Annotated in this window: 14 protein-coding genes; 7 read left to right on the top strand and 7 right to left on the bottom strand. The window is 65.6% G+C overall.

The window, feature by feature from the left end; genetic code table 11:
* Positions 1 to 86: 86 nt before the first annotated feature.
* Genes efeU through efeO (FFS37_RS12445) form a run of 4 tightly spaced genes read left to right on the top strand, consistent with a single transcriptional unit; the run spans position 87 to position 4255 of the window.
* Positions 87 to 932: an iron uptake transporter permease EfeU gene (gene efeU, locus FFS37_RS12460; RefSeq protein ID WP_137931259.1), complete on the top strand. Its 846-nt coding sequence runs from the start codon at positions 87 to 89 to the stop codon at positions 930 to 932.
* Positions 929 to 2104, top strand: coding sequence for an iron uptake system protein EfeO (efeO, locus tag FFS37_RS12455; RefSeq protein ID WP_137931258.1), 1176 nt, complete (start codon positions 929 to 931; stop codon positions 2102 to 2104). Before efeU ends, efeO (FFS37_RS12455) begins: the two co-directional genes overlap by 4 nt.
* Positions 2101 to 3396, top strand: coding sequence for an iron uptake transporter deferrochelatase/peroxidase subunit (efeB, locus tag FFS37_RS12450; RefSeq protein WP_137931257.1), 1296 nt, complete (start codon positions 2101 to 2103; stop codon positions 3394 to 3396). The genes efeO (FFS37_RS12455) and efeB overlap by 4 nt, the downstream gene beginning before the upstream one ends.
* 37 nt (positions 3397 to 3433) lie before the next feature.
* Entirely contained in the window at positions 3434 to 4255 is an 822-nt protein-coding gene (gene efeO / locus FFS37_RS12445; protein ID WP_137931256.1) for an iron uptake system protein EfeO, read from the top strand.
* An 82-nt stretch (positions 4256 to 4337) separates the two neighbouring features.
* Here the strand turns inward: efeO (FFS37_RS12445) and FFS37_RS12440 are convergent, their stop codons facing one another.
* From FFS37_RS12440 to FFS37_RS12415, 6 genes are all read right to left on the bottom strand, one after another.
* Positions 4338 to 4538 carry a hypothetical protein gene (locus FFS37_RS12440; protein ID WP_137931255.1) on the bottom strand — a complete coding sequence of 67 codons (201 nt, stop codon included), beginning with the start codon at positions 4536 to 4538 and terminating at the stop codon, positions 4338 to 4340.
* Positions 4539 to 4966: 428 nt separating this feature from the next.
* Positions 4967 to 7132, bottom strand: coding sequence for a malate synthase G (locus FFS37_RS12435; protein ID WP_137931254.1), 2166 nt, complete (start codon positions 7130 to 7132; stop codon positions 4967 to 4969).
* A 267-nt stretch (positions 7133 to 7399) separates the two neighbouring features.
* The gene (locus FFS37_RS12430; RefSeq protein WP_137931253.1) at positions 7400 to 9442 is read right to left on the bottom strand and encodes a hydantoinase/oxoprolinase family protein; all 2043 of its coding nucleotides are present in this window, start codon (positions 9440 to 9442) and stop codon (positions 7400 to 7402) included.
* Between the two features lie 182 nt (positions 9443 to 9624).
* Positions 9625 to 10251, bottom strand: a complete 627-nt coding sequence (locus FFS37_RS12425; RefSeq protein WP_137931252.1) for a CDGSH iron-sulfur domain-containing protein — start codon at positions 10249 to 10251, stop codon at positions 9625 to 9627.
* A 105-nt stretch (positions 10252 to 10356) separates the two neighbouring features.
* Complete coding sequence (locus tag FFS37_RS12420; protein ID WP_137931251.1) at positions 10357 to 10728, bottom strand: hypothetical protein; 372 nt, start codon at positions 10726 to 10728, stop codon at positions 10357 to 10359.
* Positions 10729 to 10846: 118 nt separating this feature from the next.
* Positions 10847 to 11104, bottom strand: a complete 258-nt coding sequence (locus FFS37_RS12415; RefSeq protein WP_408631434.1) for a DUF1127 domain-containing protein — start codon at positions 11102 to 11104, stop codon at positions 10847 to 10849.
* Positions 11105 to 11323: 219 nt separating this feature from the next.
* On the opposite strand from FFS37_RS12415, the gene FFS37_RS12410 reads away from it, so the two are divergent.
* On the top strand, positions 11324 to 12832 hold the full coding sequence (locus FFS37_RS12410) for a winged helix-turn-helix domain-containing tetratricopeptide repeat protein (RefSeq protein WP_137931249.1): 1509 nt from the start codon (positions 11324 to 11326) through the stop codon (positions 12830 to 12832).
* Positions 12833 to 12859: 27 nt separating this feature from the next.
* On the opposite strand, the gene FFS37_RS12405 is transcribed toward FFS37_RS12410, so the two are convergent.
* Positions 12860 to 13216, bottom strand: coding sequence for a hypothetical protein (locus tag FFS37_RS12405; protein WP_137931248.1), 357 nt, complete (start codon positions 13214 to 13216; stop codon positions 12860 to 12862).
* Positions 13217 to 13400: 184 nt separating this feature from the next.
* On the opposite strand from FFS37_RS12405, the gene FFS37_RS12400 reads away from it, so the two are divergent.
* The gene (locus FFS37_RS12400) at positions 13401 to 13580 is read left to right on the top strand and encodes a hypothetical protein (RefSeq protein ID WP_171026258.1); all 180 of its coding nucleotides are present in this window, start codon (positions 13401 to 13403) and stop codon (positions 13578 to 13580) included.
* 97 nt (positions 13581 to 13677) lie between these two features.
* Entirely contained in the window at positions 13678 to 13851 is a 174-nt protein-coding gene (locus FFS37_RS35750; RefSeq protein ID WP_171026256.1) for a hypothetical protein, read from the top strand.
* The last annotated feature ends 360 nt before the right edge of the window (positions 13852 to 14211 follow it).

Genomic DNA, 14211 nt, shown 5'->3' with positions numbered 1-14211 from the left:
GTTTTCCGTGCCGCCTTCAAATGGCGCGGAACCCGGGCGGGCGCAGCCTTCAAAGACCCCCCTTGGCCGCACGGCTGGACGAAAAAATGCTGGTACCGTTCCTGATCATGTTCCGCGAGGGCGTCGAGGCGGCGCTGATCGTCGGCATCATCGCCAGCTACCTCGATCGAACCGGGCGCGGCGCCTGGATGCCGGTGGTGTGGATCGGCATTTTCCTGGCGCTCGCCTTCTCGCTCGGCGTCGGCGCCATCCTGCAGTTCGCCAGCGTCGAGTTCCCGCAGAAGACGCAGGAACTGTTCGAGGCGGTCATCGGGCTGATCGCCGTCTGCGTGCTGACCTCGATGGTGTTCTGGATGCGCAAGGCAGCGCGCTCGATCAAGGCGGAGCTGCACAATTCCATCGACGCGGCTTTCGAGACGCCGGCGCACAAGGGCTTCGGCCTGATCGCCATGGTGTTCCTGGCCGTGGCACGCGAAGGCGTCGAATCGGTGTTCTTCCTGCTCGCCGCCTTCCAGCAGGAAAACAGTTTCGCGCCGCTGGCGGCACTGGCCGGCGTGCTTTTGGCTGCGGCCGTGGGTTACGGCATCTATGCCGGCGCGGTGCGGCTCAACCTCAGGCGGTTCTTCCGCTGGACCGGCGCCTTCATCCTGATCGTCGCCGCCGGCCTGCTCGCCAATTCGGTCAACGCACTGCACGAGGCGGGCCTCTGGAACCATGGCCAGCAGATCGTCTTCGACATCAGCGGCGTGCTGCCGATGGACAGCCCGCTCGGTTCTGTCCTGTCAGGCATTTTCGGCTACATCGACGCGCCGACGGCGAGCGAGATCGTCGTTTATCTCGGCTTCCTGTTGCCGTCGCTCTGGCTCTTCCTGGCGGACCGCCCGGGTGCGCAGGCAGCCGTGGCAGCAAAGCAGGGGCGGCCTGCGACATGAGCGCGAACCCGCAAACTCCCGCACTGCCGCGCGCCGCAGTCCGCGCCGGCCTTGCGGTTTCGATCGCGCTCCTGCTGGCGGCCGGTGCGGCCTTCACCTACGCCACGCAGGTCGCGCAGAAAGGCCGCCGCGACGCCGCGTCGGCGACGACCGTGGCAATCACCGGCAAATCCTGCGAGCCCAATGCGCTGACGGTGCAGGCTGGCCGGCATGTGTTCCAGATCGAAAATCGCTCCGACCGCGCGGTCGAATGGGAGATCCTCGATGGCGTGATGGTGCTCGAGGAGCGCGAGAACATCGCGCCCGGCTTCACCCAGACGCTTGCCACGCGGCTCGAGCCCGGCGACTACGCCATCACCTGCGGCCTGCTCTCGAACCCGCGCGGCACGCTGCATGTCCTGCCGGCCGCCGATGCCGGCGCCACCCGCAAGCCCGATCTCGCCGCCTATATCGGCGCGCTTGCCGAATACAAGGTGTTCCTGTCGACCCAGGCCGACGCCTTCGAAACCGCGGCCGCCGCTTTTGCAGGCGCGGTGAAGGCAGGCGATGTGGCGTCGGCAAAAGCCCTCTATCCGGCGGCCGAGGCCGGCTATGCGCACATGGCGCCGGTGTCGCCGCTGTTTTCGGACCTGGATGCGGCCATCGACGCGCGCGCCGAGGCGTTCGGCCAGAGCGAGGCCGACCCTGGTTTCGGCGGCCTGCACCGTCTCGAATACGGGCTATTCGAACAGGGCAGCACCAATGGGCTGGCTCCCGTCGCCGACAAGCTCAGGAGTGACGCAGCCTCGCTCAAGGCGCGTATCCACGACCTGCGCATCATGCCGGAGAGCATGGTCAGCGGATCGGGCGCCATCCTGCAGCGGCTTGCCGCGCCGGGTCCGGGTTTCGGCGACAGCCCTTACGCGCATGGCGACCTCACCTCTTTCGAGGCGGCGTTCGCCGGTGTCCGCAAGGTCTTCGACCTGCTGCGTCCCATCGCCGTCAGGACCGCGCCCGACATCGTCGCGGCACTCGACCGGGATTTCACCGTGCTCGGCGACATGATCGCGACACGCCGCACCGAGGCCTCCGACGCCTTGCCCGATTCCGCCAAGGCCGGCCTTGGCAAGGCCGCGACCGTGCTCGCCGCAGACCTCTCCCGATTGCGCGAAACCATGGATCTCACCCAATGAGCGCCTGCGAAAAACCCCAGGGGCCGAACGCCGGCCTCACCCCCTCGCGCCGCTCGGTGCTGATCGGCGCTGTCGCCGGAGCGCTGGCGCCGCAGATGGCGGTGGCCGCGGGCGCTGGCAGCGTGACCAATGCGCCGGAAAGCGACACGCTCGATCAGCGGCGACCCTTCCATGGCGAACATCAGCCGGGCATCGTCACGCCCCGCCCGGCCGCGGGACTGGTCGCCGCGTTCGACGTGCTCGCCCAGAACCGGGCCGGCCTGCAAAGGCTGCTGCGCACGCTGACGGAACGCTCGGCCTTCCTGATGGCGGGCGGAACGCCGCCGGCGCTCGACCCCAAATTTCCCGCGGCCGATTCCGGCATTCTCGGGCCGGTGGTGACGCCGGACAATCTGACGATCACCACCTCGTTCGGCGCCTCGCTGTTCGATGAGCGGTTCGGCCTGCAGGATCTGAAACCAAGGCACCTGACGCGCATGGCGTCGTTCCCCAACGACGCGCTGAAGGAAGAGTTCTGCCATGGCGACCTGCTGCTGCAATTCTCCTCGAATACGCCCGATACCAACATCCACGCCTTGCGCGACATCGTGAAGAACACGCCCGACTCGCTGCTCCTGCGCTGGAAGCAGGAAGGTTCGGTGCCGGTGCGGCAGCCCGATCCCGGCAAGCCCAAGCAGAGCGCCCGCAACTTCCTCGGTTTTCGCGACGGCTCGGCCAATCCGGATGCCAGCGACGCCGAACTGATGAAGCGCATCGTCTGGGTGCAGCCCGGTGGCGGCGAACACGCCTGGGCGACGGGCGGCTCCTATCAGGTGGTGCGCCTCATCAGGAACTTCGTCGAGCGCTGGGACCGCACGCCGCTGCAGGAACAGCAGACGATCATCGGCCGCCAGAAGGCCAGCGGCGCGCCGCTGGAAGGCGGCGAGGGCGAGGCCGATGTCCCCCACTTCGCCAACGACCCCGAGGGCAAGACCACGCCGCTCGACGCGCATATCCGGCTTGCCAATCCGCGCGACGCCGAGGCGCAGAAACACCTGATCCTGCGCCGGCCGTTCAACTATTCGAACGGGGTCAGCAAATCCAACCAGATGGATATGGGGTTGCTGTTCATCGCCTATCAGGCCGATCTCGAACAGGGCTTCATCGCCGTTCAGAACCGCCTCAATGGCGAGTCGCTGGAGGAATACATCAAGCCCTTCGGCGGCGGCTATTTCTTCGCCCTGCCGGGCGTCAAGGACGACCAGGATTATCTCGGCCGCGCGCTGCTCGACATGGCCGCCACGCATGCCTGACGCCCCAACCCGATCTGTCACAGTGAGAGGATATCCCATGAACAACCATCGCCTGCTTGCCGCCGCCACGCTCGCCCTGCTGACCAGCCTCGCGCCGGCCCGCGCCGCCGTCTCGCCGCTGGACCTCGTCCAGCCGATCGCCGACTACAAGCTCTACGTCCAGGGCAAGATCGACACGCTGGTGACCAGCACCAAGGCCTTCACCGACGCGGTCAAGGCGGGCGATCTCGCCAAGGCCAAGGCGCTCTATGCGCCGGCCCGCGTCAATTACGAGACGATCGAGCCTATCGCCGAACTGTTCTCGGACCTCGACGGCGCCATCGATTCGCGCGCCGACGACCATGAGCAGAAGGAGAAGTCGGCGGACTTCTACGGCTTCCATCGCATCGAATACGGCCTGTTCAGCCAGAACACGACGGATGGCCTGGGCCCGCTGGCCGACAAGCTGAATGGCGACGTGCTCGACCTGCAAAAGCGCGTCGCCGGCCTCACCGTTCCGCCGGAGAAGGCGATCGACGGCGCCGCCGGGCTGCTCGAGGAGGTGGCCTCCAGCAAGATCTCCGGCGAGGAAGACCGCTACAGCCACACGGACCTGTGGGACTTCCAGGCCAATATCGATGGCGCCCAGAAGATCGTCGCGCTGGTCCATCCGCTGGTCGAGAAGGAAAACCCGACCTTGATCAAGACCGTCGACGACAATTTCGCCACCGTCGACGCGATCCTCGCCAAGTACAAGACATCAGACGGCTTCGAGACCTACGACAAGCTGTCGGATGCCGACCGCAAGGCGCTGGCCGGCCCGGTGACGGCGCTGGCGGAGGACCTGTCGAAGCTGAGAGGGACGCTGGGGTTGAACTGAGACATACCGGACGAGAGCGTTTCGGCGTTTCTGTGAAACGTCGGACCGCTCTGGCCTCACCGATCCCGGTTGGCTGGATTTGCTACCTAACCGTCAGGTAGATTGTGGTGAACGTCGCATTGCCGGCCGGATCGACCGCATAGAAGACGGCTTCATCCTTGCCTTTGTAGCCGGCGTTGGGCCGATAGAGGGCCCTAATGCCGTTGGGCACCGCGCGGGAGCATTTGGACTGAAGCGTGGCTTTGCTGTAAGTATTTTCCACTGTGCCCGTTAATATCTGCAAGGATCCATGCTCCGGTTGAGTCCGTACTTGCACCTTGACGTGCGCAAGCGTGCAATCCGGATTCAGTTCGTCGACTTTATATATATGATTACTGACGTCTGACCTCACGTGCTCGTGAAGGAAGTCGCGCCGGACATGAGCCTCTGCTGGTGAATATGTAAGGGATGCCAATATCAGAGTAGGAATTGCCCAATGTATACGTTTTGACACAAGTATCCCTAGCATTCCTGCCCCCCAAATCCAAACATTCGCCTAGAATTATCATGGGATTTTCTGCGGTGATACGGATTTGGTATGCGACCCGTCCTCTTAGGCCGGCGCTTCTCATCAAAACCACGTGAAATGGGCAGGCCGCGAGCAACCACCAACACGCCGACGGATCGGCGCGCCCGCAGTATCACCTCAACAAGGTGCGGTCTTAGCGAACCTCAGCCCTGCGCCTTCAACTCCAGCCGCCGCTTATGCAGCACCGGTTCCGTATAGCCGTTGGGCTGGCTGGTGCCCTTGAACACGAGGTCGCAGGCGGCCTGGAAGGCAATGGAATTGTCGAAGTCCGGAGCCATCGGGCGGTAGAGCGGGTCGCCGACATTCTGGCGGTCGACGATTGCCGCCATGCGCTGCAGCGAATCGCGCACCTGGATTTCCGAGCACACTTTGTGGCGCAGCCAGTTGGCGATGTGCTGCGAGGAGATGCGCAGCGTGGCGCGGTCTTCCATCAGGCCGACATCGTTGATGTCGGGCACTTTCGAACAGCCGACGCCCTGGTCGATCCAGCGCACGACGTAGCCGAGTATGCCTTGCGCATTGTTGTCGAGCTCGCGCTGGATCTCGTCCGGCGTCCAGTTCGGCCGCACCGCGACCGGCACGGAAAGAATGTCGTCGAGCTTCGCCTTCGGCCGGCTCTTCAGCGCCGCCTGCACGGCATGCACGTCGACCTTATGATAGTGCGTGGCGTGCAGGGTCGCCGCCGTCGGCGACGGCACCCAGGCGGTGTTGGCGCCGGCCTTTGGGTGCGCGATCTTCTCGACCAGCATCGCCGCCATGAGGTCGGGCATCGCCCACATGCCCTTGCCGATCTGCGCGTGGCCGGCGAGACCGCATTCCAGGCCGGTGTCGACGTTCCAGGCTTCATAGGCTGAGATCCATGCGGCCTGCTTCATGTCGCCCTTGCGGATCATCGGGCCGGCTTCCATCGAGGTGTGTATCTCGTCGCCGGTGCGGTCCAGGAAGCCGGTGTTGATGAACACCACGCGCTCGCGCGCCGCGCGGATCGCTTCCTTGAGGTTGACGGTGGTACGCCGCTCCTCGTCCATGATGCCCATCTTGATGGTGTTCTTCGCCATGCCGAGCAGCGCTTCGACCCGGTCGAAGATCTCGACGGCGAAGGCGACTTCCTCCGGGCCGTGCATCTTCGGCTTGACGACATACATCGAGCCTGCCCGGGAATTGGCGCGGCGGCCGTTTTCGCCGACATCATGCAGCGCGATCAATGCGGTGACGGCGGCATCCATGATGCCTTCCGGCACTTCGTGGCCGTCGCGATCCAGGATCGCCGGATTGGTCATGAGGTGACCGACATTCCTGACCAGCATCAGCGAACGGCCGGGCACGGTGAGCGTGCCGCCGGCCGGCGCGGTGTAGGCGCGGTCGGGGTTGAGCTTGCGCACGAAACTCTTGCCGCCCTTGGTGATCTCCTCCGCGAGATCGCCTTTCATCAGGCCGAGCCAGTTGCGGTAGACGACGACCTTGTCCTGCGCATCCACCGCCGCGACCGAATCCTCGCAATCCTGGATCGTGGTCAGCGCCGATTCCAGGATGACGTCGGCAATGCCGGCCGGATCGGTGCGGCCGATCTGGTTGTCGCGGTCGATGACGATTTCGATGTGCAGCCCGTTCTTCACCAGCAGCACGGCCTGCGGGTTGGCGGCGTCACCGCGATAACCGGCGAACTGCCTGGGGTCGGCCAGCGTCGTCGAACCGGCGCCGGCGCTGAGCTTCAGCGCGCCATTGGCAACCGAAAGGCCGTTCACCCCGGCCCATTTGCCGGAGGTCAACGGGACCGACTGGTCGAGAAAGTCCTTGGCCCAGGCGATCACCCTGGCGCCGCGCGCCGGATTGAACCCCTTGCCCTTTTCCGCGCCGCCGGTCTCGGGAATGGCGTCGGTGCCGTAGAGCGCGTCATAGAGCGAGCCCCAGCGGGCGTTGGCGGCGTTGAGCGCATAGCGCGCATTCATCACCGGCACGACGAGCTGCGGCCCGGCCACGACGGCGATCTCGGGATCGACATTTTCGGTGCTGACCGAGAAGGCGAGGCCTTCGGGCACGAGATAGCCGATCTGCCTCAGGAAAGCCTTGTAGGTCTCCATGTCGATCGGCGCGCCGTTGGCGCGGTACCAGCCATCGAGCTTTTCCTGCATGGCGTCGCGCTTAGCGAGCAGCGCCCGGTTCTTCGGCGCGAGGTCATGCACGATGGCGGAGAAGCCGGTCCAGAATTTTTCCGGATCGATGCCGGTGCCGGGCAAAGCTTCGTCGGCGACGAAGTCATTGAGCTCGCGGGCAATCCGCAATCCGGCGATCTCGACGCGATCGGTCATCAGGGTTTCTCCAGATCAAAGGCTTTGCCGGGCCTTTGGCATGTTTGGGGTTGCCGGGTCAATTCGGCTTAGGGTGAACGATGCCTTCTCCCCGTTCACGGGGAGAAGGTGGCGGCAGCCGGATGAGGGGCGGCGCAGCGCTCACAATTAGCACGCGTCGATCTGTCGATAGACCATCGAAAGAGACCAGAACATATGTCGGCGCCGCCCCTCATCCGCCCTTCGGGCACCTTTTCCCCGTGAAACGGGGAGAAGGAATGGGGGGCGCTACACCGCGATCCTCGGCCGTCCCGAGGCGACGGCCACGACATGCGCCTCGATGAACATGCGCTGGGCTTCGACGGTCGAGACCCGGAACTCGGTCGCGACATCGATCTCGGCGCTGTCGGTGCCGGCATCGCGGGCGCGCTGGGCGGCGATCGCCCGCACATCGGCCTCGGCGGCCGCGATCGCCGCCGCCTCGTCGAGGAAATCACGCACCGTTTCGCCCGAGGCAAGCCGGAACAGCCCCTCCTTGGGCTGGCTGACCCGCGCCTCGGCCGAGACCCGGACCTGGCCGACGACGGCGCCGAGCGCGTTGGCGACATCGGTGTCGCGAGGCACCACGCACTCATTGCCAACCAGCGGCGCGAGACCGGCATAGTGCAGCGGCGCCGAAGCGCCCAGCCCGATGACCGGGCGATCGAGCGCGACGCTAAGCCGGGCGATGCCGGGATGGGCATCGACGGCGCGCTGCACCAGCGCATGCGCCACCGTCGCGGCGCCGTCCAGCCCGTCCTCGGCGAAGGCGGTTTCCAATATGTATTCGGCCGACCAGCGCGTCAGCGTCACCAGCACGCGCTCGCAGATCGCCTCTGGCGAGGACGCTATCGCCTGGCCGCGGCCATCGCGCTTGCGGGCGAAGAGTTCAGCGCCGAGCCGGGCTGTTGCGGCGTCCCAGTTCGCCTGCTTGCCCAGCACATGCGCTGCGTCCGACGGGGTGAAACCCGAGATATGCACCAGACCGCGCGACACCAGGCGGTTCAAGGTGGCGTTCTGGGCGTTCGACGTCAGCAGCCTGTCCAGCGCCAGCGGTATCGCGCCGATCGCCTCGTAGAGTTTCGCCTCCGGCGCGGTCAGGCCGGCGGCGAGCCTGTCCGGCACGCCGGTGCGCACCGCGAAACGGCCATCCATGCGGCCGGGGTTGGGCGCCCTGAGCTGGCGTTCGAGCTCGGATCTGACGGCCTCGCCATGCACCATGCCTGCCAGCGCCAACGGCACCAGGCGGCGCGGGCCAAGCAGGATCTTCGGGTTGAGCGCGCCATCTTCCAGCGTCACTTCGGAATCGCCGCCAAGGCCGAAGGTGCGCATGGCCACGGCTTCGACCATGGTGCGGAAGCCGCCGACGGTGGCGCCTTCGGGATCGAGCCGGGGACGGCCCCCGTCTAGCACGGCAACGTCTGTCGTGGTGCCGCCAATGTCGGAGACCATGGCATTGTCGAGCCCGGTCATGTGGCGGGCGCCGACCAGGCTAGCCGCGGGGCCCGAGAGGATCGTCTCGATCGGCCTCTGGCGGGCAAACGCCGCCGACACCAGCGCGCCGTCGCCGCGCACCACCATCAGCGGGGCGGCTATGTTCCGCTCCGCCAGAAAGCCCTCGGTGGCCGCGACCAGCCGGTCGATCATCGAGATCAGCCGCGCGTTGAGCAGCGTCGTCAGCGCCCGGCGCGGGCCGCCGAGCTTGGCCGACAGCTCATGGCTTGCGGTGACCGGCAGACCGGTCTTCTCGCGGATCAGTTCACGCGCCGCGATCTCGTGCGCGGGATTGCGGGTGGCGAAATAGGCGCAGACGGCAAAGCCGGACACCGACGCGCCGAGTTCGGGCAGCACCGCCTCCAGTCCGGACAGGTCGAGCTTCGCCGCATTGCCGTGCACGTCGTGACCGCCGGGGCAGAACACCACCGGGTCGGTGCCGAGCGCGGTCTTCAGTCCGTCGCGGGCGAGGTCGGCCTCGGAAAAGCCGATCATCACCAGCGCCACGCGGCCGCCCTGGCCTTCGACCAGCGCATTGGTGGCAAGCGTCGTCGACATGGAAACCAGCTTTATGGCCGCCGGATCGGTGCCGGCCTTCTCCAGCACCGCGTCGACGGCGCCCGAAATGCCGACAGCCAGGTCATGCCGGGTCGTCAGCGCCTTGGCCTTGGCCAGCACCTTGCCCTTGTTCGGTCCCTCCTGCGGGCCTTCGGTCTCGGACCACAGCACGGCATCCGTGTAGGTGCCGCCGGTGTCGATGCCGAGGAAGAGTGGTTTTGGCTTGGTCTTGGCGGTCATTTCTTGTGGCGGTCCGATTTATCTGCCCTGCCCTTAGCCGATACGGGCCGGTCGATAAAGCCGCGAGCGCTGGGCCACGATGGCGTGGTTGTCGTGGCGCACGAGGCAAGGCTGGCGGGACAGCACCCCCCTCTGCCCTGTAGGACAGAGGGGGGTGAAGGAACGCCAACCTTCGCTACTGCTTAGCCCTCAAACCCAGCCTTCTTGTGGCTGCCGTCACAAAACGGCTTGTTGGCCGAATGGCCGCAGCGGCACAGGAAAGCGGTCCGTGTGCGCTCGACCGTGTGGCCGGTGCCGGTGACGATTTCGAGGTTGCCTTCCAGCTTCAGCGGGCCGTTCCTTGTCGGCGTCACTTTCAGCGGCCCGTTGCGGGCTTCCAGGGCCGGCGTGTCCTTCAGCGCCGGTTCGCCGGTGGCGGTGAAGCCGGCCTTGATATGGCTGTTGTCGCAGAACGGCTTGTTTTCAGAGGCGCCGCAGCGGCAGAGCGTGGCGCGGAAGAACGTCTCGTCGCCGAGCACGATCTCGGCATGGACCGCGAGCGGACCGTTTTCGCGCACGCGCACCGTGTTGACCACCGGCGGCTTTTCCTGCGGGCCGCCATCCTTGCGCTGGTAGGTGATGGCGCCCGAGGGGCAGTTTTCGGCGAGGGCGACGACCTTCTCGACACTGGCCGCGTCGGGGTGGATCCATTGCCCCGGCGCGTTCGGCACGAAGACGTGCGGGTCGCCGAGCACGCAATTGCGCGAATGGATGCAGCGCTTGCCGGAAAACCCGACGTCGATCTTGTCGCTCTCGACCATTCCGGCCATGACTGTGCTCCTGTTGCCTGGGGCACGTCGCGTCCACCGCGGCGTGCCTTGGGTAGGCAAGCAGGCTAAGGCCGCCTGACGAAGACCGTCAAGCTGGCAAACCGGTCAGGGTACCAGATCGATCTCTTCGGTCTGCCCGCCGCTGCAGGTGTAGCAGCAGTCCTCGCACTTTTCCTTGTTGCCGGGGCCGACACCCCAATAGGTGCCTTCGTCGCCGTCGACCCAGGCGCCGTAGCAGATCGATTCACCCTCGTTGCAGGAGATCGGCAGCTGCTTGGTCTCGCCGTCATCGATATAGAAATCCTTGCCATTGCCCGGCCAGACATAGTCGCGGTCCTGGCTGTAGAGCTCGATGCGCATGGCGTTGGGATGGCTGTTCTTGATCTGGAAGGTGACGTCGCCGGCATGGGCGGAAGACACGGACAGGACGGCGAGCGAAATGGCAGCGGCAAGCCGGCGCGCTGATAGGATAGACATGGAAACCCCCGATGAAGAATCGGCCCCCACGGCCGATCCGGGGATCATGGCATGGCGCGGGCGCGCGCTAAAGGGAGGACGGCAAAAATCCTTCCCCTGTCCAGCGCGCGATTTCGCCTCATCGCTGCCAGAAGGGCAGCTTGGCAATCTCGGCCTCGGCCTGTTGCCGGGTCAGTCCGATGTCGTCGATCAGATGCGGGCTGGTCTGCGCCATCTGCTTCAGCTGCCAGCGGAAGCGTGTCCGTTCACGCCAGGCGACCAAGCGGTTGCGCAAGGCCGCGAGACCGTAGTCCTGGCGCGGCGCCGGGACGCAGCTGGCCGGCATTCCCGCCCGCACGGCGTTGCAGGGAGCCGATGCAATCATCATATCGTTCATCTCAACCTCCATGGGTTGGGGCCGAAGGCCCTGGACCTGAAAGAGATGGCATTCTGCGCGATGGAGGCGGCGCCGTAATTAAGGCCGCCCAAATAGTTCTCAAAAGTTCCAAAAGGCACCGCGCGGCGACCCGGCCGGCTGGCCTAACCCCCTGTTTTGGCGCGGTTCCGGGCGCGGAGTGCTTCACAGGTTTCGCGAAATTGCTCTATAGATGCGCCGATGCAGGGATCGCGCTTTGCCTTTGGTCCGTTCGTGCTTGATCCGGATGCGGGAACCCTGCTTCGGAACGATGATCCCGTCGCCGTCGGCTATCGCGGGCTGAAGCTGCTTTCCGCGCTCGTCGGGCGGCCGGGCGAGATCCTCGGCAAGAGCGAATTGATGGACGCGGCATGGCCGGGCACGGCGGTCGAGGAAGGCAACCTCACCGTGCAGATCGCGCAGTTGCGCAAGCTGCTCGGCGCGCCGGCCGGGGGCGGCGAATGGATCACCACGGTTCCGCGCGTCGGCTATCGCTTCACGGGCGCCATCGAAGAGCTCGCGGGCGCCGGCCGGCAAGCCTTGCCGCTGCCCGACAAGCCGTCCATAGCCGTGCTGCCCTTCGTCAATCTCAGCGACGATCCCGGGCAGGATTCCTTCGTCGACGGCCTGACCGAAGACCTGATCACCGACCTGTCGCGGGCTTCGGGCCTGTTCGTCATCGCCCGCAACTCGACCTTTGCCTACAAGGGCAAGGCGACGGACGTGCGCGAGATAGCGCGCGACCTCGGCGTGCGCTATCTGCTGGAAGGCAGTGCAAGGCGGGCCGCGGGGCGCGTGCGCGTCAACGCGCAGCTGATCGATGCGCTGAGCGGACAGCATCTGTGGGCGGATCGCTTCGACCGCGGGCTGGAAGATATCTTCGCCGTGCAGGACGAGGTGACGGCCAGGATCGTGGAGGCGCTGCTCGGCCGGCTGCGGGCGCCACCGGCCCGCAACAGGCCCACCAATCTGGAGGCTTACGATTTGTGCGTGCGGGCGCGCAAGCTGATCGACGAATCGCCGCAGGCGGCGCGTAAAGCGCATCTGATGCTGACGCGCGCGATCGCGTTCGACCCGGACTATGCCGAGGCCTATCGCTGGCTTGCCATGAACCACTGGATGGGATGGGTGCATTGGGGCGAGCCGATCGACCCCAACCGCCGCATCGCCCTGGAACTGGCGCGCAAGGCGGTGGCGATCGACCCCAACGATGCCGGCTGCCGCTGGGTGCTCGGCAACCTTCTCGCCTATGAGCGCAGTTTCGACGAGGCGGACGCCGAATTCGCCAGGGCCTTCGCGCTCGATCCGAACGAGGCCGACGCCTGGGCGACGCTGTCCGACATCACCACCCTGGCCGGACATGTCGAGGAGGCCCTCGAACAGATCCGCAAGGCGTTCCGGCTCAATCCCTATCCGGCGAGCTGGTATTTTCTGACACTCGGCCAGGCGCAGTACGCGGCACGCGACTATGAGGCCGCGGTGGTGACGCTGCGCCGCGACGAGACCTACCGTACCAGTTCACGCCGCTTCCTGGCGGCAAGCCTTGCGCAGCTCGGCCGGCTCGACGAGGCGCGCGCGGAGGTCGAATTCTTCCTCGTCGGAAATCCGCATTTCACGACCAGCCACTGGGTGATGACGGAACCGTTTCGCGACGAGGCGACGTGCGAGCATTTCGTGGACGGTTTTCTGAAGGCCGGGCTGCCGGACTGACGCGCCGGCACTGCCGTCAGGCCTTCATCACGGCACCAGATCGATGGTTTCGGTCGAATGTTCCACGCAGGTGAAACAGCAGGTGTCGCAAGGCTGATCGTTGTCAGGGCCGACGCCAGCGGAGATCTGGTCGTTGCCGTCGACCCAGGCGCCATAGCAGATGCGCTCGCCCTGATTGCAGGTGATCGGTATCGACTTGCGGGAAGACGGATCGATCAGGAACACTTTGTCGTTGCCCGGCCAGACGGTTTCGCGGTCGCGGCTGAAAAGTTCGATGGCGACCGCTTCCTTGCGCATGTTCTTGACGAAGAAGGCCATATCCGTGGCCTGGGCCGAAGTGGCGCAGACAAGCCCCGCCAACGCGACCGTGCGAAACAGCGTCACCGTCCGACCTCCCCGAATCATGGGATCAGAATCGCACGACCACCGGGAACTAGGAAGGGAGGTGTCGGCCGAGACACGCGGCTTGGCACCATCGCCCATCGCGTCGCCGTTAACGAATACGGAAGGAGTTGTTTAACGGTTCACGGCTATGTGAGGTCCGGGGGGCCAAATCAAAGTGAGTATGATGAGCGACAGCCCCGACAAGCGCAGCAGCGAATGGCGTGCCATTCTCCATGTACAGGCCCGCGTCGCCGTCCTGTTCGTCCCCGTCGTGGCAAGCCTGCTGATCATCGCGGCGCTGGCTGGCAACGACCGCAAATCCGTTCCTGATGTAGACCGCACGATCACCGGGTCGGTGCGCTAGACCCTACGGGCAGCGGTGCGCGACGCCGGCCTGTCGAGCGCCTCGCCGGCGGAACCCCGCGCCCGATCGAACATTGTCTCCCCGACAGGAGGCCATGATGACCCGAGCGTTCGACATCAACGACAACAGCAAAGACAATCCGAAGCGCCCACCGCAGCCCAAGACCGGCGACGCGCTGAAGAAAAAGAAGGTCGAAGGCAAGGCCTTCGAGGTGAATGAGAACAGCGTGGACAATCCGACGCCCAAGACGGTGACGCCGAAGCGGGATTGAGCGGCAATGCTGTTCGCGAATCGACGAAGCCCCCGACGTCGTCATCCTAGGGCGCAGCAGGAGCGAAGCTCCGTCGCGGAGACCCTAGGATCCATGCCGGGGGCGTCGGTTAAAAAGCGCCACGGATCAATATGTTACGCTGATTTATGAGCTCGCCAGCAGCGGTCAGTCTCGGCTGTTGGAGCACGGCCGCCAACTCACGGCATGGATCCTAGGGTCTCCGCGACGTCGCTTCGCGACTGCTCCACCCTAGGATTGTTTGAGCAGGATCGGGTAGTTTGGCGGCCGGGACTGCGGCCCATCACAGCCAGCAGTCCCGGCGGCAGGCGACCGCCCTTAGGACCGGGTAACACCCGACGT

The sequence above is a fragment of the Mesorhizobium comanense genome, assembly GCF_005503535.1.
Classification (GTDB): Bacteria; Pseudomonadota; Alphaproteobacteria; order Rhizobiales; family Rhizobiaceae; genus Mesorhizobium; species Mesorhizobium comanense.
The sequence above is the reverse complement of the archived record's forward strand: the minus strand, read 5'-3'. Positions and strand labels throughout refer to the sequence as shown.